This window comes from Aeromonas lusitana, from assembly GCF_002812985.1.
Lineage (GTDB): Bacteria > Pseudomonadota > Gammaproteobacteria > Enterobacterales > Aeromonadaceae > Aeromonas > Aeromonas lusitana.
Window position 1 is genome coordinate 74,944 of record NZ_PGCP01000038.1, and the last position, 26,377, is coordinate 101,320.

At 63.4% G+C, this 26,377-nt stretch carries 23 protein-coding genes and 1 pseudogene; 13 read left to right on the forward strand and 11 right to left on the reverse strand.

Features of this window, described 5'->3' with window-relative positions; all coding sequences use genetic code 11:
• Window positions 1-34 precede the first annotated feature (34 nt).
• Window positions 35-472, forward strand: a complete 438-nt coding sequence (dtd, locus tag CUC44_RS18835; protein ID WP_100861401.1) for a D-aminoacyl-tRNA deacylase — start codon at window positions 35-37, stop codon at window positions 470-472.
• A 139-nt stretch (window positions 473-611) separates the two neighbouring features.
• Here dtd and CUC44_RS18840 read toward each other — a convergent pair whose 3' ends face one another.
• A complete protein-coding gene (locus CUC44_RS18840; protein ID WP_100861427.1) occupies window positions 612-1,268 on the reverse strand; it encodes a spermidine synthase in 657 nt (218 codons plus the stop codon).
• Window positions 1,269-1,319: 51 nt separating this feature from the next.
• Here CUC44_RS18840 and CUC44_RS21495 point away from each other — a divergent pair.
• Both CUC44_RS21495 and CUC44_RS18845 read left to right on the forward strand, forming a co-directional pair.
• Window positions 1,320-1,424 (forward strand): annotated as a pseudogene (locus CUC44_RS21495) (GNAT family N-acetyltransferase); the annotation flags it as partial.
• Between the two features lie 17 nt (window positions 1,425-1,441).
• Entirely contained in the window at window positions 1,442-2,344 is a 903-nt protein-coding gene (locus CUC44_RS18845) for a bifunctional GNAT family N-acetyltransferase/hotdog fold thioesterase (protein ID WP_100861402.1), read from the forward strand.
• Between the two features lie 60 nt (window positions 2,345-2,404).
• On the opposite strand, the gene CUC44_RS18850 is transcribed toward CUC44_RS18845, so the two are convergent.
• The 4 genes from CUC44_RS18850 to gntU form a co-directional block, all read right to left on the reverse strand.
• Entirely contained in the window at window positions 2,405-4,507 is a 2,103-nt protein-coding gene (locus CUC44_RS18850; protein ID WP_100861403.1) for an AsmA family protein, read from the reverse strand.
• A 252-nt stretch (window positions 4,508-4,759) separates the two neighbouring features.
• Window positions 4,760-6,829 carry an ATP-dependent DNA helicase RecG gene (gene recG / locus CUC44_RS18855; protein ID WP_167388954.1) on the reverse strand — a complete coding sequence of 690 codons (2,070 nt, stop codon included), beginning with the start codon at window positions 6,827-6,829 and terminating at the stop codon, window positions 4,760-4,762.
• A gap of 104 nt (window positions 6,830-6,933) precedes the next feature.
• A complete protein-coding gene (gene pssA, locus CUC44_RS18860; protein ID WP_167388955.1) occupies window positions 6,934-8,283 on the reverse strand; it encodes a CDP-diacylglycerol--serine O-phosphatidyltransferase in 1,350 nt (449 codons plus the stop codon).
• Between the two features lie 149 nt (window positions 8,284-8,432).
• Window positions 8,433-9,773: a gluconate transporter gene (gntU, locus tag CUC44_RS18865; protein ID WP_100861406.1), complete on the reverse strand. Its 1,341-nt coding sequence runs from the start codon at window positions 9,771-9,773 to the stop codon at window positions 8,433-8,435.
• Window positions 9,774-10,018: 245 nt separating this feature from the next.
• Between gntU and CUC44_RS18870 the strand changes: the two genes are divergently transcribed.
• The 3 genes from CUC44_RS18870 to CUC44_RS18880 all read left to right on the forward strand — a co-directional run bounded on the left by CUC44_RS18870 (window position 10,019) and on the right by CUC44_RS18880 (window position 13,037).
• Window positions 10,019-10,528: a gluconokinase gene (locus CUC44_RS18870; RefSeq protein WP_100861407.1), complete on the forward strand. Its 510-nt coding sequence runs from the start codon at window positions 10,019-10,021 to the stop codon at window positions 10,526-10,528.
• A gap of 61 nt (window positions 10,529-10,589) precedes the next feature.
• Window positions 10,590-12,386, forward strand: a complete 1,797-nt coding sequence (edd, locus tag CUC44_RS18875; RefSeq protein WP_100861408.1) for a phosphogluconate dehydratase — start codon at window positions 10,590-10,592, stop codon at window positions 12,384-12,386.
• A gap of 9 nt (window positions 12,387-12,395) precedes the next feature.
• Window positions 12,396-13,037, forward strand: coding sequence for a bifunctional 4-hydroxy-2-oxoglutarate aldolase/2-dehydro-3-deoxy-phosphogluconate aldolase (locus CUC44_RS18880; RefSeq protein WP_100861409.1), 642 nt, complete (start codon window positions 12,396-12,398; stop codon window positions 13,035-13,037).
• A gap of 123 nt (window positions 13,038-13,160) precedes the next feature.
• Here the strand turns inward: CUC44_RS18880 and CUC44_RS18885 are convergent, their stop codons facing one another.
• A complete protein-coding gene (locus CUC44_RS18885) occupies window positions 13,161-14,168 on the reverse strand; it encodes a LacI family DNA-binding transcriptional regulator (RefSeq protein WP_100861410.1) in 1,008 nt (335 codons plus the stop codon).
• 89 nt (window positions 14,169-14,257) lie between these two features.
• Between CUC44_RS18885 and CUC44_RS18890 the strand changes: the two genes are divergently transcribed.
• The gene (locus CUC44_RS18890; RefSeq protein ID WP_100861411.1) at window positions 14,258-14,908 is read left to right on the forward strand and encodes a Qnr family pentapeptide repeat protein; all 651 of its coding nucleotides are present in this window, start codon (window positions 14,258-14,260) and stop codon (window positions 14,906-14,908) included.
• Between the two features lie 102 nt (window positions 14,909-15,010).
• Here CUC44_RS18890 and CUC44_RS18895 read toward each other — a convergent pair whose 3' ends face one another.
• Window positions 15,011-16,408 carry a peptidoglycan DD-metalloendopeptidase family protein gene (locus tag CUC44_RS18895; RefSeq protein WP_100861412.1) on the reverse strand — a complete coding sequence of 466 codons (1,398 nt, stop codon included), beginning with the start codon at window positions 16,406-16,408 and terminating at the stop codon, window positions 15,011-15,013.
• Window positions 16,409-16,417: 9 nt separating this feature from the next.
• Window positions 16,418-17,947, reverse strand: coding sequence for a 2,3-bisphosphoglycerate-independent phosphoglycerate mutase (gene gpmM / locus CUC44_RS18900; protein WP_100861413.1), 1,530 nt, complete (start codon window positions 17,945-17,947; stop codon window positions 16,418-16,420).
• Window positions 17,948-18,294: 347 nt separating this feature from the next.
• Here gpmM and CUC44_RS18905 point away from each other — a divergent pair, with 347 nt between their 5' ends.
• Genes CUC44_RS18905 through gpsA form a run of 3 tightly spaced genes read left to right on the forward strand, consistent with a single transcriptional unit; the run spans window position 18,295 to window position 20,252 of the window.
• Entirely contained in the window at window positions 18,295-18,726 is a 432-nt protein-coding gene (locus tag CUC44_RS18905) for a rhodanese-like domain-containing protein (protein WP_100861414.1), read from the forward strand.
• A gap of 48 nt (window positions 18,727-18,774) precedes the next feature.
• On the forward strand, window positions 18,775-19,245 hold the full coding sequence (gene secB / locus CUC44_RS18910; protein WP_050717412.1) for a protein-export chaperone SecB: 471 nt from the start codon (window positions 18,775-18,777) through the stop codon (window positions 19,243-19,245).
• A gap of 2 nt (window positions 19,246-19,247) precedes the next feature.
• On the forward strand, window positions 19,248-20,252 hold the full coding sequence (gpsA, locus tag CUC44_RS18915) for an NAD(P)H-dependent glycerol-3-phosphate dehydrogenase (protein ID WP_100861415.1): 1,005 nt from the start codon (window positions 19,248-19,250) through the stop codon (window positions 20,250-20,252).
• A gap of 82 nt (window positions 20,253-20,334) precedes the next feature.
• Here gpsA and nfuA read toward each other — a convergent pair whose 3' ends face one another.
• Both nfuA and CUC44_RS18925 read right to left on the reverse strand, forming a co-directional pair.
• Window positions 20,335-20,913 (reverse strand): Fe-S biogenesis protein NfuA, encoded by a 579-nt coding sequence (gene nfuA / locus CUC44_RS18920; RefSeq protein WP_100861416.1) that lies wholly within the window; start codon window positions 20,911-20,913, stop codon window positions 20,335-20,337.
• A gap of 174 nt (window positions 20,914-21,087) precedes the next feature.
• Window positions 21,088-21,822, reverse strand: coding sequence for a ComF family protein (locus CUC44_RS18925; protein ID WP_100861417.1), 735 nt, complete (start codon window positions 21,820-21,822; stop codon window positions 21,088-21,090).
• A 37-nt stretch (window positions 21,823-21,859) separates the two neighbouring features.
• Here CUC44_RS18925 and bioH point away from each other — a divergent pair, with 37 nt between their 5' ends.
• From bioH to CUC44_RS18940, 3 genes are all read left to right on the forward strand, one after another.
• Entirely contained in the window at window positions 21,860-22,624 is a 765-nt protein-coding gene (bioH, locus tag CUC44_RS18930) for a pimeloyl-ACP methyl ester esterase BioH (RefSeq protein WP_100861418.1), read from the forward strand.
• Between the two features lie 84 nt (window positions 22,625-22,708).
• The gene (locus CUC44_RS18935) at window positions 22,709-22,942 is read left to right on the forward strand and encodes a flagellar biosynthesis protein FlgE (protein WP_100861419.1); all 234 of its coding nucleotides are present in this window, start codon (window positions 22,709-22,711) and stop codon (window positions 22,940-22,942) included.
• Between the two features lie 95 nt (window positions 22,943-23,037).
• On the forward strand, window positions 23,038-23,805 hold the full coding sequence (locus CUC44_RS18940) for a putative metalloprotease CJM1_0395 family protein (RefSeq protein WP_100861420.1): 768 nt from the start codon (window positions 23,038-23,040) through the stop codon (window positions 23,803-23,805).
• 98 nt (window positions 23,806-23,903) lie between these two features.
• Here the strand turns inward: CUC44_RS18940 and CUC44_RS18945 are convergent, their stop codons facing one another.
• Entirely contained in the window at window positions 23,904-26,225 is a 2,322-nt protein-coding gene (locus CUC44_RS18945; RefSeq protein ID WP_100861421.1) for a Tex family protein, read from the reverse strand.
• Between the last annotated feature and the right edge of the window lie 152 nt (window positions 26,226-26,377).

The following is a 26,377-nucleotide window of genomic DNA, read 5'->3' on the forward strand; positions in this document are numbered from 1 at the left end:
GTCGTTCATTTCTGACAAGACAAAGGAGTCGCGGGTGATTGCACTGATTCAACGGGTTGCCGAGGCCAGCGTGACGGTGGATGGCGAGGTGGCGGGAGCCATCGAGGGGGGTCTGCTGGTGCTGCTCGGGGTGGAGCAGGGGGATGATGAGGCCAAGGCCGACAAGCTGCTGCACAAGGTGAGTGGCTATCGCATCTTCTCCGACGAGAACGGCAAGATGAATCTCAATGTGAGCCAGGCCGGTGGCAGCCTGCTGGTCGTCTCCCAGTTCACCCTGGCGGCGGATACCGGCAAGGGGATGCGACCGAGCTTCTCCGGCGGTGCCCATCCGGCGGAGGCTGAGCGGCTGTATGAGTATTTCGTCGCCAGGGCGCGGGCGAACGGTCTGCCGACCGAGACGGGCCGCTTCGCCGCCGACATGAAGGTGCGACTGCTCAACGATGGCCCGGTGACCTTCTGGCTGCAGGCCTGATGAGTTGTCAGTTGTGTCGTAAATTTGGCATTTTTCGGTGCAATTGACTGTAAGGTGTTATTAAAGCAGCGACTCTAGCTGCCTCGGATGCCGCTGTTTTAGGCGTCGGCGGCTTCCCTCGGCAGATCCGCCGCCGACCTTATGGCTGCTGACGGGTGCAGTGCAGGATGACATTGCGGTAGCCGGGCACGGCATGGGCCTCGGTGGGGCCGACCCACTCCCGGGCCAGTCGCAGCGCCTGCTCCTGCTCGAGGCGGGTGCGCGGCAGCAGGTTGATGATGAGGGTGCCTTGCAGGCAGTTGGCCAGCGCCTGATAGAGCCTGGCCTGGAACAGCAGCAGCGGATTGCCATCCTGGCTGAACAGGTCCAGCAGCACCAGATCGTAGTGTTCGCGACTCTCCAGCAGGAAGTGGAGTGCATCGGCGTGGTGCAACCGGGGGGCGCGTTGGCGCTCTGGCAGAAAGAACTGCTGGAACAGGGTGAGGATCTCGGCGTCCAGATCCACGCAGTCGTGCTGGGCCTCGGGCCAGCGCATCGCCAGATGACGGGTGAGATCCCCGCCACCGAGGCCGAGCTCCAGGATCCGGCTTGCCTGTGCGGGCAGCCGCTCGGCTATGTGCTGCTGATGGGGCAGGCAGAGGCTGCCAGGCTCCGCCAGGCTCATGGCGGACTGCACCACACCGTCGATTTCCAGCCAGCGGTGCCGCTCATTTTCCAGGATGCTGAGGCGGCGCTCGGCTTTGACGCTGAGGTGTAATAAGTGATCGGCTTGGTACGCTTGCAGATTGAAGTCCATGAATTTGCACGGCAAGATGGATTTCGACCAGTGTAACGCAAGGATGTATCTATGTACCGGGTGGTCACCCCCCAAACGGCAGCCGAGCTGGATGCTTACGACCAGTTGCGCTGGGAGGCATTGGTGCGCAAGCCCTTCAATCTGTCCGTCGGCGCTAACTCAAGGATCGCTTTATGTACCGGGTAGTCACCCCTCAAACGGCAGCCGAGCTGGATGCTTACTACAAGCTACGCTGGGAGCTGCTGCGCAAACCCTTCAATCTGCCCATCGGTTCCGAGCGGGACGAATACGACAGTGTCGCCACCCATCGGCTGATGCTGACCGAGGATGGCACCCCCATCGCCGTCGGCCGCCTGTTCATCGGCGGGGACGAGGCCCAGATCCGCTTCATGGCGCTGAGCCCGGAATACCGGGGCCAGGGGCTGGGTGCCCGCATGGTGGAAGATCTCGAGCAACTGGCCCGAGACGAGAAGGTGAAACGGCTGGTGATGAACGCCCGCCAGGAGGCGGTGGAGTTCTATCGTCGCTGCGGTTTTCTCGAGGTGGGGGAAGGCCCTGTCTCCTTCGGCCGCATCGCCCACCGCCAGATGATCAAGTCCCTGAGCCCGCTACAAACCATCCAGTACCGCCCGGAGTGGTGTCAGGATCTCACCACCCGCTGGTCGAGGGGCATCCCCATCAGCGAGAAGATGGGCGTTCACATCACCCATTACGACGGCCAGACCTTCCACCTCAAGGCGAACCTGGCGGCCAACCTCAACGTCCACGACACCATGTTCGCCGGCAGCATCTACAGCCAGTGCGTGCTGGCGGGCTGGGGCCTCATCTGGCTGCAATTGAAAGAGGCGGGGCTCGGTGGCGATACCGTGCTGGCGGAGGGGAACATCAAGTACTACAGACCCGTGAGCGCGGAGCCGGAGGCCAGGGTCGCCCGGGAAGGCATGCCCGCCGTGCTGGCGCCGCTCAAAAACGGCGAGTCGGCCAAGTTCAGCCTGCGGGTGCAGCTGTTCAGCGGCCGCAAGCTGGCGGTGGAATTTGTCGGCCAGTACGTGGTGCTGCCCATCAAGCGCGGCTAGTCGCCTCTCCCGCACCGGGATGATCCATAGCAACAAGGCCTCGTAATGAGGCCTTGTTCGTTATTGCGTTGCCGCCTGTGTTGCCTGCTTGGGTTGCGGCGGGCGCCAGAGCGGGCTGCTGCTGCCCTGGGCCGGGTAGCGCACCCCGGGATCCCAGTCGCACTCGCTCTGCCCGGTGGGGAAGCTCCAGGCCAGGGTCGGGGCATCGAGGGGACCGCGCCACTGGGCCAGCAGCTCGGCGCAGCGCTTCCCGTTCAATACGCCGAGATCCAGCTGCCATTGACCCTTGGCCAGATCCACCCCCCCTTGCAGGGCGAGCAGGTGGGTGATGGTGGAGGCGCCGGCCTGCTCTATCTGAAGTTGACCCTGCTCTGCCTTGGCCTGCAGCTTGACGCGGTAGAAGGGGGTGTCCCCTTTTTGTAGCGTCTGCCACAGGGCCTCCGGTGTCAGGCTGGGGGGCTGGGTGCCCTTGAACCACTCATCCAGCAGGGCGTCTATGCCGACCTTGTCCCAGAAGGGATCCTTGGCGTCCAGGCTGATGTTGCCCTGCAGGGTGCCGAGCCAGCTGTCAGGGGTCTCGCCCGGCGCGGCGGTCGGGACTGTTTGCGTATCCGCCTGCAGATCTGCGCTGATATCCAGCTTGCCCGCCAGGGAAACCGGGGACGGGGAGTGGGGGTGCAGCAGCTTGTTCCACTGCTCCAAATCCAGCTGCTTGCCCTGCAGCTGCAGGCGGCTGAGCTGGCCCGGCGCCTTGCCCCACTGGCCGCTCAGGCTGAGGGAGCCCTGGTCCGGCAGCGAGCTGGTCAGCTTGTTGAGCTGCCAGGAGCTGGGGGTCAGTTCGCCGTCCAACTCGCCGTTGCGGGCACTCAAGCCATCCCACACCAGTTCGAACCACTGGCTCTCCACCCTGGCCCGGCCGAGCAGGGGGCCAGGCTGATTGCCGCGCAGGCTGAGATCGGTCAGGTAGAACTGCCAGCCGGTCAGGGACAACGGTAGGGCATCGTCGAAGGAGAGCACCTTCAGCCTGTCGAACGTCAGCTTGCGCACGTCGATCTGCTGGGGGCGCCAACCCTGCCAGTCCTGCCACCAACCGTCCGGCAGGCTGATGTCCATGCCGCTCAGGCTCATCTCCTTGAGGGTCAGCTTCTGCAGACTCGGGTCTAGCGCCAGCTCCAGGTTGAACTCCCCCTCATAGGCCTTGCCCTGCAGTTCGGCGTCGAACTGCTCAGGCGAGAAACTGAGCCGCCCCTTGATCGCCTCTAATTGGAACAGGCCGCGACCCAGGTCGGCCAGGGTGCCGCTGAGGTAGCCGCTTGGCCGCTTGCCGGCCTGCCAGTCGAAGCCGGTCAGCTGGCCGCTGAAGTTGTTGAGGGCGATCTCCTGCTCGATGGCATTGACGCTGGTCTGCTCGAACTGACCTCGATCCAGGCTTATCTTGCGCAGGGGAAACTCCCCCGGCGGGATGTCGCCAAGTTCGACCCGCATGGCGCGGGCCTTCAACCCGTGCAGTTGCAGGCTGCGCTCGGGCCAATCCAGCACCATGCCGGTCTCCAGCAGACCGTCGAACAGGTTGGCGCTGAGCTTGTCGGTGCTGAGCACCTGGCCCTCCAGCCTGCCCGTCAGGCTGAGGCGGGCCAGGGTGAGCTGGGGGATCTCCAGCTGATTGATGCCCAAGGTGAGATTGGCCTGGGGCTGGCGCTTGGGATCGATCAGTTCCCAGTCGCTCAGGGTGGCGCTCAGGCCGCGCAGGGTCAGCTCCTGGCTCAGCAGGCTGAGGTTGTCTATGGTGCTGTCGCTGATGGTGAGGGAGCGTACCGGCAGGGTCGGCAGCTGGTTGGGGAGCGGCAGCTTGATGATGGGGCGGATGAGATCGAGGTGGGCGATGCGCACGTCCCGGTTCAGCCAGTCGATCTTGTCGATCTCCAGGTAGATCTTGTCCAGCTGCACCGCATCCCCGTAGTGCACCTGCTCCGCCAGCAGGGTGTAGGGGTGAAGCGGGTTGAACACCAGCCGGCCTATGCTGACCTGCACCCCGGTCTGCTGGCTCAGCCAGTTGGCGATGGGGCCTCGGGCCCGTTCGGCGTCAAACAGGCCGAGCCCCACCCAGACGAACAGCAACAGGAAGGCAAAGAGATAGAGCAGGGCGCGTAGCCAGGAATTCATCGGTGCTTTTCTCCTCGTCGAGACCTTGTCAGGGCTTGGAACAGTGATTCAGCAGGCTGAGCCTGCGGCGGATCAGGGGGTCGACATGGCTCGGGTGCCGATCCATTAAGAAATTTGACCATCTTCTGCCTATCCCCGGATCAGGCATTGGAATAGTGATCTCGCAGGCCGAGCCAGCGGTGGATCAGGGGGTCGACATGGCTTGGATGCCGGTCCATCAGATAATCTGCCCATCTTCTGCCTATCCCCGGATCAGGCATTGGAATAGTGATCCCGCAGGCCGAGCCAGCGACGGATCAGGGGGTCGACATGGCTTGGGTGCCTGTCCATCAAGAAGCGCGCCATCTTCTGTACCTGGGGGATGAGCGGCTGATCCCGCACCAGATCGGCGATCTTGAGATCCGCGAGCCCGGTCTGGCGGGTGCCGAGCAGTTCCCCCGGGCCCCGCAGCTCCAGATCCCGCTGGGCGATGAGGAAGCCGTCATTGGTCTCGCGCAGCACCCCGAGCCGGCTTTGGGCCGTCTTGGAGAGCGGCGCGTGGTAGAGCAGCACACAGTGGGAGGCGACGGATCCCCGTCCGACCCGGCCGCGCAGCTGGTGCAACTGGGCCAGCCCGAGCCGCTCCGGGTTCTCGATGATCATCAGGCTGGCGTTCGGCACGTCCACCCCCACCTCGATGACGGTGGTGGCGACCAGCAGTTGCAAGATGCCGGCCTTGAACTCCTCCATTACCCTCTGCTTCTCGATTGGGCGCATGCGACCGTGCACCAGGCCTATGTGCAGGCCGGGCAGCAGGGCTTGCAGCTCGGTGGCGGTATCCTCGGCGGCCTGGCACTCCAGCACCTCGGACTCCTCAATGAGGGTGCAGACCCAGTAGGCCTGCTTGCCCTCCTGGCAGGCCAGCTTGACCCGCTCGACCACGTCCTTGCGGCGGCTGTCCGGCAGGGCGACCGTGGTGATGGGGGTACGACCCGGCGGCAGCTCGTCGATGACGGAAGTGTCGAGATCCGCGTAGGCGGTCATGGCCAGGGTGCGGGGTATGGGGGTGGCGGTCATGATCAGCTGATGGGGGTGAACCCCTTCCCGCTCCCCCTTCTCACGCAGGGCGAGGCGCTGGTGCACCCCGAACCTGTGCTGTTCGTCGATGATGACCAGGGCGAGGCGCTGGAACACCACCTGCTCCTGGAAGATGGCGTGGGTACCCACCACCATCTTGACGCTGCCATCGGCGATGGCGGCCAGCGCCTCTTCTCGCGCCTTGCCTTTCTGCTTGCCCGCCAGCCAGCCGACCTGGATGCCAAGCGGCTTCAGCCAATGGGCGAAGTTGATGGCATGCTGCTCGGCCAGCAGCTCGGTTGGCGCCATCAGCCCCACCTGGCAGCCGTTGCCGATGGCCTGCAGCGCCGCGAGCGCCGCTACCAGCGTCTTGCCGGAGCCCACGTCCCCCTGCACCAGCCGCATCATGGGGTAGCTGCGTTGCAGATCCTGGCTTATCTCCGCCACTACCCGGTTCTGGGCGCCGGTCGGCTTGAACGGCAGGGCGCCGAGCAGTTGCTTGACCAGAGTCGGCGCCGGTTTGAGGGTGCGGGCGAGCTGGGTCTGGGCCTGGGCGCGGACTTTCAGCACCGACAGGTTGTGAGCCAGCAGCTCTTCGAGCACCAGACGTTGCTGGGCAGGATGCTGGCCGCTCTCGAGCAGCGCCAGCGCCACCGAGGGAGGCGGGCGATGCAGCAGGCGCAGGGCGGCGGCGAGTTCGATCTGATGCGGGTAGAGGCCGGCGGGCAGCAGTTCTTCCACCCCGTACAGGTCGAGTTGGGCCAGGGCCTGATCGGTGAGGCTGCGCAGGGTCAGCTGGCGCAAGCCCTCTGTGGTGGGGTAGACGGGGGTGAGGGCCTCTTCGGTCTGGCCGGCCTGATCTTCGCCGAGCAGCTTGTACTCGGGGTGGGCCATCTCCAGTCCGTATTTACCGGGGCGCACCTCACCGAAGCAGCGGATCAAGCGGCCGGTGGCCAGGCTGTTCTTCTGGGCGGCGGTGAAATTGAAGAAACGCAGAGTCAGGCTGCCGGTACCATCGCTGATGCGGCATACCAGCATGCGGCGGCGCCCCATGACCAGCTGGGTATCCTGGATCTCCCCCTCGACCGCGCCGTGCAGACCCGGCGGCAGATCGCCGATGGGCCATACCTGGGTGCGGTCCTCGTAACGCAGCGGGAGGTGGAACAGCAGGTCCTGCACAGTGGCGAGTCCCAGCCGTTCGAGTTTCTCCAGCATCTTGCTGCCGACGCCCTTGAGGCTGTCGAGGGAGATTTTATCCAATTTCATCAATTAGATGCCCGAAAATACTGTAAATATGTCCAGATAATAACAAAGGCCTCCCGAAAACGGGAGGCCTTTGATTTAGGCAGAAAACAAGCGTCTTGCTGGTACTAGATGATGCGCTTAAGCAGCAAGTGCGCCTTGACCCTGTGGATGCGGGCCAGCAGCTTGCGAACCTGCTCAGGGTAATCCTTGATCTGCTCTATCTGATCGAAGTGGCTGATGCGACGGGTGTGGGCCAGTATGTTGGCCCGCTCCTCGGCAAACCGCTCGCGCAGGTGATGATGCAGATCGTGCACCAGCAGGCCGTTCTCCAGATCCAGCGCCCAGGCGCGGGGATTGAGGTTGTTGCCGGTGAGCAGGGCCCACTCCTCGTCCACGAAGATCCCCTTGAGGTGATAGGAGTTCTTCTCGCAGCACCAGAGCATCAGGTTGAGACGACCGCTGTCGATGTGACGCTGGTTGCGCTCGGCGAACTTGCGCAGGTTGGTCTCGTACAGATAAGGCAGGCCGCCTATGGTGGAGAACTTCTCCTCCGGCGGGATGAAGAAGTCGTTGGCGGTCTTGTCGCCCACCACTATGGTCACCTTGCAGCCGCGCTTGAGCAGCGCCTCCACGTCCTTGTTCAACTCCTTTGGCGGGTTGAAGTAGGGGGTGCAGATGAAGATCTCGCGATCGGTGGCGCGCACCAGGTTGCGGATCATGCGGTTGAGCTGATTGCCGCGCTTGCCCAGCCCCGCCATGGGGGTGATGGCGATCTCCTGGCTGTTGGGCAGAATAGTCTCGAAACGGTACTGGCTCAGGCGCAGGCTCTGCTTGAAACGGCGGATCTGCCCCTTCAGCTGCTTGGCACCGGGGATCTGGGTGCGATCCAGTCGCTGGACAGCATCACTGCGCAGGAAAACATCGTCTACGTAGTTGACCATGCTGCGGGTCAGGGCCTGGCTGCGGATCTGGTGATAGCGATCGAAGCGGTAGCGCTCCTGCTGGTGCAGGTAGATGTCGTTCAGGCTGGCACCCGAGTAGAGCAGGATGTCGTCGAAGATGAAGCCCTTGAGGTGCAACACACCGAGCAGCTCACGCCCCTTCACCGGCACGCCGTAGATCTCGATCGGGTGCTCGTGACGGGCCGCCATCTCCTGATACATCAGGTGGTTGCCACCCTGCTTGCCCTTGCCGATGAGGCCGCGCTGGGCGCGGTGGAAGTCGACGAACACCTTGATGTCGAGGGCCGGGTTGCGCTGCTTGGCGGCATAGAGGGCAGACAGGATCTCCCGTCCCGCCTCGTCATCTTGCAGATAGAGGGCGATCAGATAGATGCGTTGGGTCGCGCCGGCGATGAGCGAGAGAATGCGGCTCTTGAAGTCTTTGGCGCTGTTGAGTACCTGAAACTGATCTGCGGCGACCGCGATCTGGGGTAAACGAGTCAGCGACTGTCGATAATGTGCCGATGAATGCATAGAGAAACCTGAAATCACGGGGTTAAGCGTTCCACTCGGGGCAATGAATAGGCGATTCTAGCAATCTCACCCTCTCAGCCAAAGTAAAAGAATCATCAAGAAGCGGAAAAAGGCCTCACATTGGAGGCCTTTTTCGATGGTGCGCTTCCTTACAGGAAACTGTAGATGATCATCGCCACCACCCCACCCGTGGTGCCTATGATGGTTTCCATCACGGTCCAGGTCTGCAGTGTCTGCTTCTCGGAGAGGCCGAGGTAGCGGTTGGCCAGCCAGAAACCTGAGTCGTTGACGTGGGACAAGACGATGGCACCGCCGCCGATGGCGATGGTGACGGCGGCCAGCTGGGCACCGTTGAGACCGAGCGGCTCCAGCATGGGCAGCACCAGGCCGCAGGCGGTCAGCATGGCGACGGTGGCAGAGCCCTGAATGACCCGCACCGCGGCGGCCAGGATGAAGGCCAGGGCGACTATGGGCAGGCCGGAGTCGGCCAGCATGTTGCCGAGGGCGGCGCCGACACCGGAATCCACCAGTACCTGCTTGAACACGCCACCGGCACCGGTTACCAGGATGATGACGCCGGCGGGCTGGATGGCGCTGTTGCAGACGTTCATCACCTGGTCACGGGACATGCCGCGACGGATCCCCAGCAGGTAGAAGGCGGCCAGGCAGGCGACCATGATGGCGGTGAAGGGGTGACCGATGAACTCCAGCCAGTTGTGCAGGGTGGAGCCGACCTCGACGAAACGACCGACTATGGTCTTGAGGCCGATCAGCAGCAGTGGCAGGCCGATGAGGCCCATGGCCAGCCCGAAGGAGGGCAGGGTCTTGCTGTCGTCATGGACGCTGTTTTGGGCATCGGCAGGGAGCGGTACATCCACTACCTTGCTGATCAGCTCGCCAAACAGCGGGCCCGCCAGGATCATGGCCGGGATGGCGGCGACCAGGCCGAACAGTATCATGTAGCCAAAATCGGCGCCGAGCTGGGAAGCCACCAGAATGGGACCCGGAGCGGGAATCAGGAAGGCCTGGCAGGTGGCGATGCCCGCCAGCAGGGCGATACCGATTTTCACCACGCTGCCGCCACCACGACGGACGATGGCGAAGGCGACCCCGATCAGCAGCACCACGGCCACGTCGAAGAACAGGGGCAGGGCACAGACAAAGCCGGTGAGGGTCATGGCCCAGTTGGCGCGCTTGACGCCGAAGGTGCCGAGCAGGGTGTGAGCCACCCGGTCGAGGGCGCCGGTGACTTCCATCACCTTGCCGAACATGGCGCCGAGCGCCACCACCACGGCCACGAAACCGAGAGTGCCCCCCATCCCTTTCTGGATGGTGGTGGCGATATCGGCCGGGTTCATGCCGGCGGCGAGGCCGGCGACCATGGAGACCAGTATGAGGGCGACGACGGCGTGCAGGCGGGCCTTCATCACCAGAAAGAGCAGCAGCACTATGGAGCCGGCGGCCGTCATGATCAGGGAGAGGTCTGACATTGTTATGCGTTCCTTATTCCAAGTTCGGTAGCGATAGTTTTCCGCCCAGGCAGAAAGCCATATCCACATGATTTAATTATATTTATTAATCGCTTCTCGATTCATTCTGAGGAATGACCGGGACTGTGCTCAGTCTGTGGCAGACTTCACATTTCTCGTTGTTACCGGTAACATGTTACCGGTAACGTGCTAAGTTAAAACCCATCTACGGTACGTTTTTTGAAAAATGAGATAGAGGTCAAACAATGGCGGGTAAGAGCATTATCGTGATGGGTGTGTGTGGTAGCGGCAAATCCAGCGTCGGCCTTCGGGTGGCTGAAATCCTCGGCGCCAAGTTCATCGACGGTGATGATTTGCACCCCAGGGCCAATATCCAGAAGATGGCGGGGGGCAATCCCCTCAACGACGAGGATCGCGCCCCCTGGCTTGAGCGGATCCGCGACGCCGCCTACAGCCTGGAGCAGAAAAACGAGGTGGGGGTGATCGTCTGCTCCGCCCTCAAGCGCCAGTACCGCGACCAGATCCGTGAGGGCAACGACTCGGTGCACTTCCTGTTCCTGGATGGCAGCCAGCCGCTGATCCTCGAGCGGATGCGGGCACGCAAGGGCCACTTCATGCGGGAAAGCATGGTACAAAGCCAGTTTGATACCCTGGAGCGGCCGGATGGCGAGGCCGGGGTATTCCATATCGACATAGACGGGACCTTCGATCAGGTGGTCGATCGGGCCGTCACGGCACTGGAGCAGGCCCTATGAGCCCCCCCCTGATCCCGGCGGTTGCCGACCGCCGACCCATGATTTCACCGGAGCAAGCGTCATGACTCATCCCGTGATCACCGCGGTCACAGATCGCATCCGCGCGCGCAGCCGCAGCCGCCGCGCCGCCTTCCAGGCCCGCATCCAGCGTCAGGCCGAGCAGGGCAAGACCCGCGCCGCCCTGGCCTGTGGCAACCTGGCCCACGCCGTGGCCGCCTCCAGCTGTGACGAGAAGGGCCGGATCCTCGACATGACCCGTGCCAACGTCGGCATAGTCACCGCCTACAACGACATGTTGAGCGCCCATCAGCCCTATCAGGGCTATCCGGACCAGATCAAGGGGGTGCTGGCCGAGCTCGGTCACAGCGCCCAGGTCGCCGGCGGCGTGCCCGCCATGTGCGACGGCGTGACCCAGGGTCAGCCGGGGATGGACATGTCCCTGTTCTCCCGGGATCTCATCGCCCAGGCCACGGCCCTGTCCCTGTCTCACAACACCTTCGACGCCACCCTGCTGCTCGGCATCTGCGACAAGATAGCCCCGGGCCAGATCATGGGGGCGCTCTCCCATGCCCATCTGCCCACCGCTTTTGTCCCCGCCGGCCCCATGGCCAGCGGCATCAGCAACGACGAGAAGGTGAAGGTGCGCCAGCAGTACGCCGCCGGCGAGGTGGGCCGCGAGGCTCTGCTGCAGATGGAGTGCGGCGCCTACCACTCGGCCGGTACCTGCACCTTCTACGGCACCGCCAACACCAACCAGCTGGTGTTCGAGGCCATGGGCCTGATGCTGCCGGGCTCCGCCTTCGTGCATCCCCACAGCGAACTGCGCCAGGCCCTCACCGCCGAGGCGGCCCGCCGCATCAGCGCCATGATCCCGGGCTCCCCGGCCTACCGCCCCCTGATCGCTGTGCTGGATGAGCGCTCCCTGGTCAACGGTCTGGTAGCCCTGCTCGCCTCCGGTGGCAGCACCAACCACAGCATCCACATGGTGGCGCTGGCTCGCGCCGCCGGTCTGGAGCTGACCTGGGATGACCTGAGCGATCTTTCCGACGTGGTGCCGCTGCTGGTGCGTATGTACCCGAACGGCCCGGCGGACGTGAACGCGTTCGAGCAGGCCGGCGCCGTGCCGGGCCTGATGCGCCGCTTGGCGCAAGAGGGGCTGATCCACATGGATGCCACCCCGGCCTTCGGCGAGATGCAGGACTACTTGAGCCGTCCGCAGTTACTGGATGGCACGCTGGTGTGGCAACCGGTGGGCGAGAGCCAGGATCCGAGCGTCTTGTCCCCCTCCGGCAGCGTGTTCCAGGCCACCGGCGGTACCAAGCTGATGGCGGGCAACCTGGGCCGCGCCGTGGTCAAGGTCTCCGCCGTGGCGCCGGAATACCGCGTCATAGAAGCGCCGGCCCGGGTCTTCTCCTCCCAGCATGCGGTGGAAGCGGCCTATAAGGCTGGCAACCTCAATCAGGATGCCGTTATCGTGGTGCGCCACAATGGCCCGGCCGCCAACGGCATGCCGGAGCTGCACAAGCTGATGCCGGTGCTCGGCAACCTGCAAAAAGCGGGTCACAAGGTGGCCCTGGTGACCGATGGCCGCCTGTCCGGTGCCTCCGGCAAGATCCCGGCCGCCATCCACGTCACCCCGGAGGCGCTGCACGGCGGTGCCATCGGCCTGCTGCGTGATGGGGATCTGCTGCGGGTGGATGCCGACGCCGGCACCCTGGATTGTTTGACCGACTTGAGTGGCCGCACCCCGGCCGAGATCGATCTCAGCCTGGAGCAAGAGGGCTGGGGCCGTGAACTGTTCAGCGTGATGCGTCGCGCGGTATCGAGCGCCGAGTGCGGCGCCACCATCTTTGACTAAGGAAGCGTTATGCAAAACTGGAAAGTGACTCCCGCCGAGGTGTTTGCCGCCTCTCCGCTGGTACCCGTGATGGTCATCAACGACCTGGAGCAGGCCCTGCCCATGGCCAAGGCCCTGCTGGCCGGCGGCATCTCGGTATTCGAGATCACCCTGCGCACCCCGGTGGCGCTCGACGCCATCGCCCTCATCGCCCGCGAGATGCCGGAAGCCATGGTGGGCGCCGGTACCGTGCTCAACTGCGCTCAGTTCGATGCCGCCGTGGCCGCCGGTGCCCGCTTCGTCATCTCCCCGGGCATGACGCCGGCGCTGCTGGCCCATGCCGCCCAGAGCACGGCGCCGCTGATCCCCGGGGTGGCGACGCCCTCCGAGGTGATGCAGGCGCTGGAAGCCGGTTACGATCATTTGAAGTTCTTCCCGGCCGAGGCGAACGGCGGCACCAAGGCGCTGTCCGCCATCGCAGCCCCCTTGCCCCAGGTGCGCTTCTGCCCGACCGGCGGTATAGGCCCGAAAAACGTGGCCGACTATCTGGCGCTCAAGTGTGTCGCCACCGTTGGCGGCTCCTGGATGCTGCCGGCGGACGCGGTCAAGGCCGGCAATTGGGACGAGGTGACCCGTTTGTCCCGCGAAGCGGTTGAATTGGTTAAACGCTAAGCCATAGTCGTTTAGAGAAATCAAACAGGCCACCTCAGTGTGGCCTGTTTTTTTGAGGGATTTCAGCGGGTGGCGAGTGCTGCTCTGTGCTGCGGGACTCAGGGTAGGATGCGGGGAAGGGGGTCAGCCCAGGCTGTCTCCCTGATAGAGAGAGAAGCCCATGTCCTTGCAGGTCTCGGTCAGCGGCGTGCCGCCGAGTCTGGCCAGCAGCATGGTCGCCGCCTCGCGGCCGATGGCCTCGCGCGGTGTGATGATGCTGGCGAGCTTGGGGGTCATGGCGTGGCCGATGTCGAGGGCGTTGCTGCCGGCGATGGCAATCTGCTCGGGCACGGGGATCCACTTGGCCTGACACTGCAGCAGGGCGCCGACCGCCAGGTCATCGTTGGTGCAGAAGAGGCCATCGAGGTCGGGATAGCGCGCCAGGGCCTGGATCAGCAGCTGGCCCCCCAGGGTGAAGCTGGAGGATTGCTCGGTCAGCAGATGCTGGCCGTCGAGGCCGAAATCGGCCATCGCCTGGTAATAACCTTCCATCCGCAGCTGGGTGCGCACATCGAGGCGGGCACCGAGATAGACCAGCTTGCGCCGCCCCCGGCGCAGCATCTCTGTTACCATGGCCCGGGCGGCGGCCCTGTGATCCATGCCGACCACCATGTCGATGGGCGCCTGCGGCAGATCCATGGTCTCCACTACCGGGATGCCGGCGGTGGCGATCATCTTGCGGGTGCGCTCCGTGTGCTGGCTGTCCGACAGGATGAGACCGTCCACGTTGTAGGAGAGCAGGGACGCTACCTGCTCCTCCTCCCGCTGTGGGCTGTAGCCGTAGTGGGCGAGCAGGGTCTGGTAGCCGGCGGGACGGGTCACCGCCTCTATGCCGTGCACCACGGCGGAGAAGACCTGGTTGGAGAGGGAGGGGATCAGGATGCCGATCGCCCGGCTGGTGGCGTTGGAGAGCATGTCCGGCGCCCGGTTCGGGATGTAGCCGAGCTCCTCCACCGCGGTGGCGATCCGCTCACGGGTGGCTTCGGCCACGGCCTGCGGGTCGCGCAGGTAGCGACTGACGGTCATCTTGGTGACCCCGGTCAGGTCGGCTATGTCCTGCAGGGTGGGGCGGCGCTTGCGGGTGTCGTTCATCTCGGGATCCGGCAAAAATGTTACAGGTAACATTACCGTTTTTGCGCAACAAAGTCAGCATATGACGCCATCAGCAGGAGAGGTTCGGGATGATCAAGGGCAAGTGCTTCGAGGGGAAACGGTTCGAGCAGCAGGAGGTGGAAGGTGAGCAGTTCGTGGAGTGCCGCTTTATCGGCTGCACCTTCTCCTGGCTGGATTTGAGCGAGAGCCGCTTCGTCGACTGCAGCTTCTACGAGCGCGAGCGCGAGCTCGGCTGCCAGCTGCAGGGCTGCGATCTGCGCGAAGCCAGCTTCCTGCGCTGCGATCTCACCCTGGCAGATCTGAGCCGCAGCCAGTGCCTGGGGCTGGAGCTGCGGGACTGTCAGGCCATGGGCATCAACTTCGCCCGCGCCAGCTTCGCGAACCAGATCACCGCCAGGAGCTACTTCTGCGAGGCGCACCTGACCGGCAACAACTTCAGCTATGCGAGCTTCGAGGGTTGCCTGCTGGAGAAGTGCGAGCTCAGTGGCAACCGCTGGCAGGGGGCCAATCTGCTGGGCGCCTCATTGGCGGGATCCGATCTCAGCGGCTCCGAGTTCGGCCAGATAGACTGGAGCAGCTTCAACCTGCAGGGCTGCGATCTGCGCCAGTGCGATCTGCCCGGGCTGGATCTGCGCCGGGTCAATCTGGACGGGGTGCAGATAAGCGAGGATCAGCAGCAGGGACTGCTCGAACAGATCGGCCTGATCGTCTTCCCCTAGGGGCCAGAAAAAGGGGTAAGTTTTCATCATCCGGCGCCGGTGCTGGCGAGGGAGGGGATCAAAAAAGCCTGCTCGAAGCAGGCTTTTTTGTGGGCGAGGAGGTCAGCGCTTTGCCAGCCAGCGGGTCGGGTTGATGGCTTCCCCCTGATAGCGGATCTCGAAATAGAGGCCGGGTCTGTCCTGACCGCCGCTGTCCCCCACCAGGGCCACGGGTTCCCCCTGCTCCACCTTCTGGCCGACCTGGCGCAGCAGCGACTGATTGTGACCGTAGAGGCTCATATAGCCCTTACCATGATCGATGACCAGCAGCATGCCGAAGCCGTCCAGCCAGTCGGCATAGACCACCTGACCCGGCGCCACCGCCTTGACCTGGGTGCCTTCGCTGGCACCGATCAGGGTGCCCTTCCACTTCAGCTCGGCGGTACGGGCCGAGCCGTAGGAGATGAGGATGGGGCCCTGTACCGGCCAGCGCAGGTTGCCGCTGGTGCTGAGGCCGCCGTAGCCATTGCTTGCCTTGGCGCTGTTGCGGGCAGCGGTTTGCTGCTGCTCCACCCTGTTCTGCTGTTCGCTGACTCTCTTCTGTTCGGCGGCAAGTCGTTGCTGCTCGCCGACTTGTCGTTGCTGAGCCGCGATCCGCTGCTGCTCCGCAATCCGCTTCTGCTCGGCGGCCAGGCGCTGGGCCTCCAGACGGCGCTGGCGCTCCTGCTCGGCCTTCACCTTGGCGAGACGTTCCCGCTCGGCGCGCTCGCGCCGCTCCTTCTCTTCCTGCTGGCGGCGCAGTTCTTCCAGCCGGGCCTTGAGGGCCTTCTCCGCCTTGACCAGCTTGGTGAGCTTCTGCTCGTCATCCTGCACCGACTGCTGCAACTGGTTGCGCACGGTGGCGCGGCTCTGTTGGCTGGCCAGCAGGCTCTGGTGATGTTGCTGCTGTTCGCCGAGCAGGGTCTGCAGCCGGTTCTTGGTTTCCTTGGTGGCCTGCTGGTTCTTGGCCAGCTTGGTGCGGGTCGCGCGCAGGGTTTCGATGGCCTCGATGCGGGCCTTGTTGAGGTAGTCGTAGTAATCGAGGGAGCGGCTCAGTTTGGCCGGATCCTGCTGGTTGAGCAGCAGTTTGAGGTAATCGTGGTTGCCCGCCTGGAAGGCGCTTTCCGCCTGCTTGGCCAACAACTGCTTCTGATGCTTGGCTTGCTGTTCCAGCGCCAGCTTGTCTTGCTGCAGCCCCATCAGTTTTTGCTGGTTGGATTTGAGCTGCTGCCGGGTCTGATCGAGCTTGGCGGCGGCGGCCGAGATGGCCTGCTCGTCTGCCTTGAGCTGGGTATTGAGTTTGGTCAGCTCCTGCTTGCTGAGCTTGATGGTCTTCTGCTGCTCTTTAATCTCGGACTGCATGGCCCCCAGCTGCTGGTTGGCAGCCTGTGCCCCGGTGCTACCGAGCAGGCAAAAAAACAGCGCGCCGGCCAACAGGCCGACGCGACTGGTTTTGGTTGAAATATCTTCGCATCCCCGCATGGGGAAGGATTATTTCAGAATCATCAGGGGCTTGCCAGTCATTTCCGGCGGCACTTCCACTCCCATAAGAGTGAGCATGGTGGGGGCCAGATCGGACAGTTTGCCGCCTTCCAATACCTCGGCCTTGCGACCGAAATAGATGAGGGGAACCGGCAGATTGGTGTGGGCGGTATGGGCCTGACCAGTCTCTTCGTCCAGCATCTTCTCGGCGTTGCCGTGGTCGGCGGTGATCAGGCACTCGCCACCCACTTCGGCCAGGGCCTCGGTGACGCGACCGATGCAGTGGTCAACCGCTTCACAGGCTTTGACGGCCGCATCGAACACGCCGGTGTGGCCGACCATGTCGCCGTTCGGGTAGTTGCAGATGATGACGTCGTACTTGCCGCTCTTGATGGCCGCGACCAGCTTGTCGGTCAGCTCTTCGGAGCTCATCTCGGGCTGCAGGTCATAGGTGGCCACTTTCGGGCTGGCGACGATCTCGCGATCTTCACCGGCGAAGCACTCTTCCTCGCCACCGTTGAAGAAGAAGGTGACGTGGGCGTATTTCTCGGTCTCGGAGATGCGCAGCTGGGTCTTGCCCTGCTTGGCCAGCCACTCACCCAGGGTGTTCACCAGGGCGGTGGGGGGATAGGCGCAAGGCGCTTTGATGTCGGCCGCGTACTCGGTCAGCATCACGAAGTTCAGTTTCGGCTCGGCCGCGCGGGCGAAGCCGGTGAAGTCGCTGTCGACGAAGGCGCGGGTGATCTCGCGGGCACGGTCGGCACGGAAGTTCATGAAGATCAGTGCATCGCCATCCTGCATGGGGGCGGCGGCACCGATGCGGGTGGCCTTGACGAACTCATCGTTCTCGTCGCGAGCATAGGCGTTGGCCAGGGCTTCGCTGGCGCTGTCGGCGGTGAACTCGCCCTTGCCCTGGGTCATCAGGTCATAGGCTTGTTGCACGCGATCCCAACGGTTGTCACGGTCCATGGAGTAGTAGCGACCGATCATGGAGGCGAAACGACCCTTGCCCAGGCGGGCAAACAGGGCATCGAACTGCTCGATGGAGGACTGGGCGGAGCGCGGCGGTACGTCGCGGCCATCCAGGAAGGCGTGGAAGTAGATCTGCTCGGCACCACGCTTGGCGGCCATCTCGATCATGCCCATGATGTGCTCTTCGTGGCTGTGTACGCCACCCGGGGACATCAGGCCCATGATGTGCACGGCCTTGCCCTTGGTGACGGCGCCGTCAACAGCCTTGGCCAGTTCGACGTTCTGGAAGAAATCGCCGTCCTGGATGTCTTTGGAGATGCGGGTCAGCTCCTGATAGACGATGCGACCGGCGCCTATGTTGACGTGGCCCACTTCGGAGTTACCCATCTGGCCATCGGGCAGACCCACGTCCAGGCCGGAGCCGGAGATCAGGGTGCTGGTGTAGTCACGGGCGAGGCGGTCGAGGTTGGGGGTCTTGGCGGCAGCGACGGCGTTGTGCTCTTGCTTGGTGCTGTAGCCCCAACCGTCCATGATGACCAGAACCAAAGGTTTCTTAGCTGTTGACATAAGGCTATGTCCTCTCGGATAGGAATGAATTGCGGGAAGTGAAACTAGCGTAATATTACTACATCTGCCGAAATAGTCACCTGATAGCCAAGTCCCTCTATCCCTTGATTTTTTGACTGTTGCCCGGCTGTTTTCTGCATGTTGCCGGCTTGTCTTCCCACCTAGGTGTGCACTTTACAAGCTGGCGTTTGGCCTCGTCGGCGCCCGATGGCGAGCCCGCTTTCAGAGGGGAAATCGGGGGATAATTCCTGATGGGAGCTTGCTCTCGCTTTGCCGCCAAGATGGCTGATCTTATCAAGGGCCCCATGTATACTCGGGCACTTGTCTTGGTCCCTGGATAGTAGAAGATGCAAGAGTATTTGGATTTCGCGACCCGCAACCCGCTGCTGACCGCTGCCTGGTTGGGTCTGGCAGGCACCCTGGTTTACACCACTGTGCGTGCCCGTTTTTCGCCGGTGAAGGTAGTTAACAACCACGCCGCCACCCTGCTGATCAACCGTGAGAATGCCACCGTCGTGGATATTCGCAGCCAGGATGAGTTCGCCAAGGGTCATCTGGCCGGTGCTCACCACCTGCCCCTCACCCAGATCCAGGCCAATAATTTGGGCCCGGTTGAAAAGCACAAAGACGCCCCCATCATAGTGGTGTGCGAGTCGGGGATGACCGCTGGTGGCGCGGGTCGCCAACTGAGCAAGGCCGGCTTCAAGCAGGTGTATACGCTCAGCGGTGGCATGGCCCAATGGCGTGCAGAGAATCTGCCGGTGACCAAAAAACGCTGATTTAAGGGCCTGCGCCCACTTAATTATCTTAAAAAGGAATCAAACGAAATGGCTGACGAAATCAACAACCAGGAAGTGCAACCGGAATTCCACATCCAGCGTGTCTACACCAAGGATGTCTCTTTCGAAGCCCCGAATACCCCGCACATCTTCCAGAAAGAGTGGCAACCGGACGTCAAGCTGGACATGGACACCAAGACCAACGTGCTGGCCGACGGCGTGTACGAAGTGGTACTGACCCTGACCGTGACCTGCAAGCTGGAAACCGAGACCGCCTTCCTGTGTGAAGTGCAGCAGGCCGGTATCTTCTCCATCGGCAACCTGCCGGAGCCCCAGCTGGCTCACTGCCTGGCCGCCTTCTGCCCGAACATCCTGTTCCCGTACGCCCGTGAAGCAGTCGCTAATCTGGTGAGCAAGGGTTCCTTCCCGCAGCTGAACCTGGCACCGGTCAACTTCGATGCCCTGTTTGCCCAGCACATGGCGCAAGCACAGGCCCAGCAGGCGACTGCGGAAGCCTGATAATGGCCGACCAGATCGCTATCTCGGTCTTGGGGGCGGGGTCTTACGGCTCCGCCCTTGCCATTTCTCTGGCGCGCAACGGTCATCCGACCCTGCTGTGGGGTCACGATCCCGCCCACGTCGCCGAGCTGGAACAAGATCGCTGCAACAAGGCCTTCCTGCCGGACGTGCCCTTCCCGGCCGACTTGCAACTGACCTCGGATCTGCAGGCTGCGGTGCAAGCCACCCCCGTGCTGCTGCTGGTGGTGCCGAGCCATGTGTTCGGCCAGGTGCTGACCCGGGTCAAGCCCTTCCTGCGCCCCGATACCCGTATCGCCTGGGCGACCAAGGGGCTGGAGCCGGACAGTGGTCGCCTGCTGCAAGAGGTGGCGCGCGAGGTGCTGGGTGACGAGATCCCGCTGGCGGTGATCTCGGGCCCGACCTTCGCCCGTGAACTGGCTGCCGGCTTGCCGACCGCCATCTCGGTCGCCTCGACCCACGACGACTTTGCCGACGATCTCTCCCTGCTGCTCCATTGCGGCCGCTCGTTCCGGGTCTATACCAACCCGGATTTCATCGGTCTGCAACTCGGTGGTGCGGTGAAGAACGTCATCGCCATCGGCGCCGGTCTCTCCGACGGGCTGGGGTTTGGCGCCAACGCCAGAACCGCGCTCATCACCCGGGGTCTGGTGGAGATGCAGCGTCTGGGCGCCGCGTTGGGTGCCGATGCCAAGACCTTCATGGGGATGGCGGGGCTCGGGGATCTGGTGCTGACCTGCACCGACAACCAGTCCCGCAACCGTCGGTTCGGTCTGGCACTGGGTGCCGGCAAGGACGTGAACACCGCCATGGCCGAGATAGGTCAGGTGGTGGAAGGCTATCGCAACACCAAGGAGGTGCATCTGCTGGCGGCCCGTTGTGGCGTCGAGATGCCCATCTGCGAGCAGATCTTCAAGGTACTCTACGAGGGCAAGAACCCGAAAGAGGCCGCCATCGCCCTGCTCAGCCGGGACAAGAAGGACGAGTAGTCGCCCTTGCATTTGGTTTGCCGGATAGCAAAAGGCCCCACCAGATTCTGGCGGGGCCTTTTTCATGGGCTGGGCGGGGAGATCAATAGTAGGAGTGATCGCCACGCTGGTGCTCGGTGGCATCTTTCACGCCGTTGAGCTCGCCCGGGAATTTCTCCAGCAACTGCTTCTCGATCCCCTCTTTCAGGGTGTAATCCACCTGAGAGCAGCCGTTGCAACCGCCGCCAAACTGCAGAATTGCCAGCTTGTCGTCTGTGATGTCAATCAAGGTCACCTTGCCACCGTGACCGGCCAGCATGGGGTTCACCTCGGACATCAGCACGTATTCGATGCGATCGGCCAGGGGGGCATCGTCGTCGACCTTGCGCATCTTGGCGTTTGGCGCCTTCAGGGTGAGCTGGGAGCCCATCTGATCGGTGACGAAGTCGATGGTGGCATCCACCAGGAAGGGGGCGCTCAAGGGATCGACCAGGCAGTCGAAGCCGCTGAAGGGCAGGTGTTGATCTTCCGGATCGACCGCGTCGGGTGGGCAATATGATACGCCGCACTCGGCATTCTGGGTTCCCGGATTGACCACAAACACCCGGATGTTGGTGCCATCAGGCTGCTTTTCCAGCAACTTGCGGAAATGGGCCTGGGCGGTGTCGGAAATGCTGATCATCACTATCCTCATAAACCTGAGTGTACGACTAGGGTATTCATGATAACTCTCTTGGCTTGGCTTGGGTAGCATGGCGGTGGTCACTAGCCCTGCTTTGGCATCAGCCCGCCGATGGCAGGCGGTTCAGCTAGCCGCCCCCTCTATTCCCTTCCTCTCTGCGGCCATTACCAGCGCTCAACCTGGCTTGATGTGCCTCAGGGTACGGCAGAGTGCCCACACTTCCACCCGTTCGACGCCGCTCTCATGGAGCAGGCGAGTGAGCCGTCCCGCCGTGGCGCCCGTGGTGACCACGTCGTCGAGCAGGGCCACATGACGATAGGCGTGAGGCGCTATCTGGAAGGCGCCGCGCAGGTTGCGCCGCCGCTGCCCCGCGCTCAGGCTGGTTTGCTGCGGGGTCGCCTTGGTTCGTTGGATCAGCCGGTTGTCGCAAGGGATTGCCGTGATCTTGCCGAGGGTGCTTGCTAGCTCTTCCGCCTGATTGAAGCCGCGCCGCCATTGGCGCCACCAGTGCAGGGGCACGGGCAGTATGACCTCAGGGGGCTGCGCCAGATCCAGGTGATCCGCCAGCATATGGGCCAGGGGTGGCGCCAGCAGGATCTGGCCCGCGTATTTCAGGCGGGGAATAAGGGTGGGGTAGGGAGGCAGGTAGTCTCCAATCACCTGCAGCCGTTGCCAAGGGGGTGGTCTGCGCTGGCAGCGGCCACAGATCTGCTCCTCTGCCTTTATATGTTCCGGCAGCGGCGCCGCACAGAGGCGGCATCGGCACAGGGGTTGGTGCAGGGTCTGCAGGCACCAATGGCACAGCAGGGCCTGTTCGTCACAGGGCTGGCGGCAGAGTTGGCACAGCCCGAGCCAGTCGGACCGGTGGCCGAGGATCGGACTTGCTTTGCCGAGCAGCCGCTTTAACATGCAGGCTCCAAGCAGACAAACAGGATCTTGAGTCTAGATGAGCATATCGGTTGAACGGTTTGGCCAGGGCCCTGACCTGGTGTTGTTGCACGGCTGGGGCATGAACGGGGCCGTCTGGCACGGCATAGCTCCCGAACTGGCGCAGCATTATCGACTGCATCTGGTGGATTTACCGGGGTTTGGTAACAGTCCCTTGCATGAAGGCAGTGATTACTCTCTGTCCTGGCTGGCGGAGCAGGTTGTCACCGTCTTGCCGGCGCGTTGTCATCTGCTCGGCTGGTCCCTCGGCGGTCTGGTGGCGAGCCAGCTGGCCCTGACCCAGCCCGAGCGGGTGCAATCCCTGATCACTGTGGCCAGTTCCCCCTGCTTCATGGCGCGGGAAGAGTGGCCGGGCATAGCTCCCAAGGTGCTGGCCGGTTTCAATCAGATGCTGGCGGGGGATTTCAAGCAGACCATAGAGCGCTTCCTCGCGATCCAGGCCATGGGCAGCGAACACGCCCGTGACGACATCCGCCAACTGCGCCACTGGCTGGCGGAGCGCCCGGCTCCCGAGCTGGCGGCCCTGGAGGCGGGTCTCGGCTTGCTGGCGGATATCGATCTGCGCGATGAGCTGGCGGCGCTCAGTCTGCCCTGGCTGCGGATCTATGGCCGGTTGGATTCACTGGTACCCAAGGCGGCCATCCCGCTGCTGGATGAGCGTTATCCCCATAGCCAGAGCCGGGTGCTGGACAAGGCGTCCCACGCGCCCTTCATCTCTCATCCGACCCAGTTCATTCCCCTGGTACGGCAATTTATCGGCTGAGCCGCATTGGCTAAATAGTGAGCCGCAGGCTTCAATAACGCCTCGTTCTGGTTGATAATTGGCCAACAGCAGAGGAGTGATGCAATGCGTATCGATTCAGCCATGAGCACAGGGGTACAGGGATTCCAGCGGGCTGAGCAGCAGGCCGCCCAGGCCTCCAGCCAGATCGCCCGCCTCAATACCCCGGCGGGGGATCAGGTGCAGTTGCCGGACGAGCTGGTAAATCTCAAGGTGGCCGAGCTGCAGGGGAGCGCCTCTGCCAAGGTGATCCAGACCGCCAGCGACATGCTGGGTACCCTGATCGATATCCGGGTGTGAAATGAACATCAACGTCAGCCTGCCGCCTATGGTTCCGAACCAGCTGCACCCGCAGACGGTATTGATGAGTGCCTTGATCGACAGCCGGGTGTGAGATGAACATCAAGGTCAGTCTGCCGCCCATGGTTCCGAACCAGTTGCACCCGCAGACGGAAGCGGCGCAGACTGACAATCGCCGCGCCGAGCTGGTCCCCCAGCTGCGCCAGAGCGAGGCCGCCAACGCCGAATCCGGCGCCGCCTCCCAGAAAGACAGCACCAGATCTTCCCCCCATAACCCCAACTCGCAGCCCCAGTCCGCCAGGGACAACGTCCAGACCGGCAATCCGGCGGCCTTGCCCCAGCGTTTCGTTGAGGCCACGGACGAAGAGGGCAAGCGCAGGCAGCAGCAGGAGTCAGGTCAGCAGGAACAACAGAAGCAGCAGCGTCAGGTAGAGGTGCTGGTCGAGTGGGATCTGGAGGTGCGCAAGCACGAGCAGGCCCATCAGGCGGCGGGCGGGGAACATGCGGGTAGCCCGACCTATGAGTATGCCTATGGGCCGGACGGCAAGCGCTATGCCAGCGGCGGTGAGGTGGCCATCGATATTGGCGTGATCCACGGGGATCCCGCCGCGACCCTGGCCAAGATGCAGCAGGTGCGTGCCGCCGCGCTGGCACCGGTCGAGCCCTCTTCACAGGATCTGAGCGTGGCCCGCAGCGCCACGGTCAAGGAGGCGCAGGCGCGCAAGGAGCTGATGGCGGCAGAGCCAGAGGGGCAGTCAACCCCCCTCGGCCTCTATATAGACAAACGTAATCAGGTCATCGCCCACCATTATCAGCAGGCGAGCCGGCCGGCGCCGCGCCAGAGCTTCGGCCTGGATATCTGAATGATGTAGGGATCAACCTCCGCCGTCTGTGATGATATGCCCCGTCAGGCACTGGCAATAAAAAAGCCCCTCGCGGGGCTTTTTGCATTTTCGGCTGCTTACTTCTTGGCCTTGGAGAGGGCGGCGGCGAAGGCGTTGCCCATGGCACCTCCCAGAGGGTTGGGGGCGCTCGGTTTGTTCCTCGGCTCGCTTCTCGGCTTGGCGCTTGCCGTGGACTGACGCTGCTCCGCCGGCTTGCGAGCCGGTTGCCCCGGTTTCTCATCGAGGCGCATGGTGAGGCTGATGCGCTTGCGGGGGGCATCCACCTCCAGCACCTTGACCCTCACTATGTCACCGGCCTTGACCACCTCGCGGGGATCTTTGACGAAGCGGTCGGTCAGGGAGCTGATGTGCACCAGGCCGTCCTGATGCACACCGATGTCGACGAAGGCGCCGAAGTTGGTGACGTTGGTGACTACCCCTTCCAGCACCATCTCTGGCACCAGGTCGCTGATCTTCTCCACCCCTTCCTTGAAGGTGGCGGTCTTGAACTCGGGGCGCGGATCCCGGCCCGGCTTGTCCAGCTCACCTATGATGTCGGTGACCGTGGGCACGCCGAAGCGCTCATCCGTGTAGTCGGCGGGTTTCAGACTCCGCAGCAGGCTGCTGTTGCCGAGCAGGCTCTCCACCTGTTGCTGTAGCTGCGCCAGGATCCGCTCCACCACGGGATAGGATTCCGGGTGCACCGCCGAGCCATCCAGCGGGTTGCTACCGCCGCGGATGCGCAGGAAGCCGGCGCACTGCTCGAACGCCTTGGGACCGAGTCGGCTCACTTTCAGCAACTGCTGGCGGTTGTGGAAGGCGCCATTGTCGTCTCTATAGGCGACGATGTTCTGGGCCAGGGTCTGGGAGAGGCCGGAGACCCGGTTGAGCAGGGCGACCGAGGCGGTGTTCACATCCACCCCGACCGCGTTCACGCAATCCTCGACCACGGCGTCCAGTCGGCGCGCCAACTGGCTCTGGCCCACGTCGTGCTGGTATTGGCCCACCCCAATGCTCTTGGGATCGATCTTGACCAGCTCGGCCAGGGGATCCTGCAGCCGGCGGGCGATGGAGACGGCGCCACGGATGGAGACGTCGAGATCCGGGAACTCCTGGGAGGCGAGCTCGGAGGCGGAATAGACGGAGGCACCCGCCTCGCTCACCACTATTTTCTGGGCCTTGGCGGATGGGTAGCGCTCGAACAGGTCGCTCACCAGGCGGTCGGTTTCCCGGGAGGCTGTGCCGTTACCGATGCTGATGAGCTCGACCTTGTGCTTCTGGCACAGCTCGCTCAGGGTCTTGAGGCTCTGATCGACCTGGCGTTTCGGTTCAAACGGATAGATGGTGGCGTGATCGACCAGCTTGCCGGTGGCATCCACCACGGCTACCTTGACCCCGGTGCGGATGCCGGGATCCAGCCCCATGGTGCAGCGCATGCCGGCCGGTGCAGCCATCAGCAGATCCTGCAGGTTCATGGCGAACACCTTGATCGCCTCTTCCTCTGCCGATTCGCGGATGCGACCGATGAGCTCGGTCTCCATCTGCAGGGAGAGCTTGATCTTCCAGGTCCAGCTCACCACCCCCTGCAGCCACTTGTCCGCCGGGCGGTTTTGCAGGTTCAACTTGAGGTGATGGGCGATGATCCCCTCGCAGGGGCTGGCACTCTCCTCCTCGCCGGTCACCAGCGCCAGGTTGAGCACTCCCTCGTTGCGCCCGCGCAGCATGGCCAACACCCGATGGGAGGGGGCCTTGTGCAGCGGCTCGTCGTGTTCGAAGTAGTCCTTGAATTTGGCTCCTTCCTGCTCCTTGCCCGCCACCACCCGGGCGCGCAGGGTGGCGTTGTGCCACAGATAGTCCCGCAGCTTCTCCAGCAGGTCGGCCTGCTCGGCGAAGCGCTCCATCAGTATGTAGCGGGCGCCGTCGAGGGCAGCTTTGGCGTCCGTGATGCCTTGTTCCGCATTGAGGAAGGCGGCCGCCTCCTGCTCGGGATCCCGCATGGGATCGGTCAGCAGCCGATCCGCCAGCGGTTCGAGCCCGGCCTCGATGGCCATCTGTCCCTTGGTGCGGCGCTTGGGTTTGTAGGGCAGGTAGAGATCTTCGAGCCGGGTCTTGCTGTCCGCCTCGCGCAGGTCGCGGGCGAGCTCGGGGGTGAGTTTGCCCTGCTCCTCGATGGAGCGCAGGATCACCTGGCGGCGATCCTCCAGCTCGCGCAGGTAACCGAGCCGGCTCTCCAGGGTGCGCAGCTGGCTGTCGTCCAGGCCGCCGGTCACCTCCTTGCGGTAACGGGCGATGAAGGGCACGGTCGAGCCCTCATCCAGCAGGCGTACGGCGGCCTGCACCTGTTCGGGGCGAGCGTTGAGCTCGGTGGCGATCTGTTTCTCTATGATGTGGCTGTGCATCGGGAGTCTCTAATGGTCGGGTCTGTCCAACTGGCTGGCAGTGAGCAGGGTGGCTATAAGATCGCCTCGGCTCTCTGCCGCTGCGCATCGCAGTGGCCGGTTTGCGCCCTGGGGCGCCGAGTGTGAGCACTATATGGGGTCTGTCTCTTATA

Excerpts from the sequence above, each read along its gene's own strand:
- CUC44_RS18880 (WP_100861409.1), top strand. The coding sequence starts at position 12,396 with ATGCAAAACTGGAAAGTGACTCCCGCCGAGGTGTTTGCCGCCTCTCCG.
- CUC44_RS18895 (WP_100861412.1), bottom strand. The coding sequence starts at position 16,408 with ATGCGGGGATGCGAAGATATTTCAACCAAAACCAGTCGCGTCGGCCTG.
- gntU (WP_100861406.1), bottom strand. The coding sequence starts at position 9,773 with ATGTCAGACCTCTCCCTGATCATGACGGCCGCCGGCTCCATAGTGCTG.
- recG (WP_167388954.1), bottom strand. The coding sequence starts at position 6,829 with ATGAAATTGGATAAAATCTCCCTCGACAGCCTCAAGGGCGTCGGCAGC.
- CUC44_RS18935 (WP_100861419.1), top strand. The coding sequence starts at position 22,709 with ATGCGTATCGATTCAGCCATGAGCACAGGGGTACAGGGATTCCAGCGG.
- gpmM (WP_100861413.1), bottom strand. The coding sequence starts at position 17,947 with ATGTCAACAGCTAAGAAACCTTTGGTTCTGGTCATCATGGACGGTTGG.
- CUC44_RS18850 (WP_100861403.1), bottom strand. The coding sequence starts at position 4,507 with ATGAATTCCTGGCTACGCGCCCTGCTCTATCTCTTTGCCTTCCTGTTG.
- bioH (WP_100861418.1), top strand. The coding sequence starts at position 21,860 with ATGAGCATATCGGTTGAACGGTTTGGCCAGGGCCCTGACCTGGTGTTG.
- CUC44_RS18945 (WP_100861421.1), bottom strand. The coding sequence starts at position 26,225 with ATGCACAGCCACATCATAGAGAAACAGATCGCCACCGAGCTCAACGCT.
- CUC44_RS18885 (WP_100861410.1), bottom strand. The coding sequence starts at position 14,168 with ATGAACGACACCCGCAAGCGCCGCCCCACCCTGCAGGACATAGCCGAC.
- CUC44_RS18940 (WP_100861420.1), top strand. The coding sequence starts at position 23,038 with ATGAACATCAAGGTCAGTCTGCCGCCCATGGTTCCGAACCAGTTGCAC.
- CUC44_RS18870 (WP_100861407.1), top strand. The coding sequence starts at position 10,019 with ATGGCGGGTAAGAGCATTATCGTGATGGGTGTGTGTGGTAGCGGCAAA.
- edd (WP_100861408.1), top strand. The coding sequence starts at position 10,590 with ATGACTCATCCCGTGATCACCGCGGTCACAGATCGCATCCGCGCGCGC.
- CUC44_RS18840 (WP_100861427.1), bottom strand. The coding sequence starts at position 1,268 with ATGGACTTCAATCTGCAAGCGTACCAAGCCGATCACTTATTACACCTC.
- gpsA (WP_100861415.1), top strand. The coding sequence starts at position 19,248 with ATGGCCGACCAGATCGCTATCTCGGTCTTGGGGGCGGGGTCTTACGGC.
- secB (WP_050717412.1), top strand. The coding sequence starts at position 18,775 with ATGGCTGACGAAATCAACAACCAGGAAGTGCAACCGGAATTCCACATC.
- nfuA (WP_100861416.1), bottom strand. The coding sequence starts at position 20,913 with ATGATCAGCATTTCCGACACCGCCCAGGCCCATTTCCGCAAGTTGCTG.
- CUC44_RS18905 (WP_100861414.1), top strand. The coding sequence starts at position 18,295 with ATGCAAGAGTATTTGGATTTCGCGACCCGCAACCCGCTGCTGACCGCT.
- pssA (WP_167388955.1), bottom strand. The coding sequence starts at position 8,283 with ATGCATTCATCGGCACATTATCGACAGTCGCTGACTCGTTTACCCCAG.
- CUC44_RS18890 (WP_100861411.1), top strand. The coding sequence starts at position 14,258 with ATGATCAAGGGCAAGTGCTTCGAGGGGAAACGGTTCGAGCAGCAGGAG.
- CUC44_RS18925 (WP_100861417.1), bottom strand. The coding sequence starts at position 21,822 with ATGTTAAAGCGGCTGCTCGGCAAAGCAAGTCCGATCCTCGGCCACCGG.
- CUC44_RS18845 (WP_100861402.1), top strand. The coding sequence starts at position 1,442 with ATGTACCGGGTAGTCACCCCTCAAACGGCAGCCGAGCTGGATGCTTAC.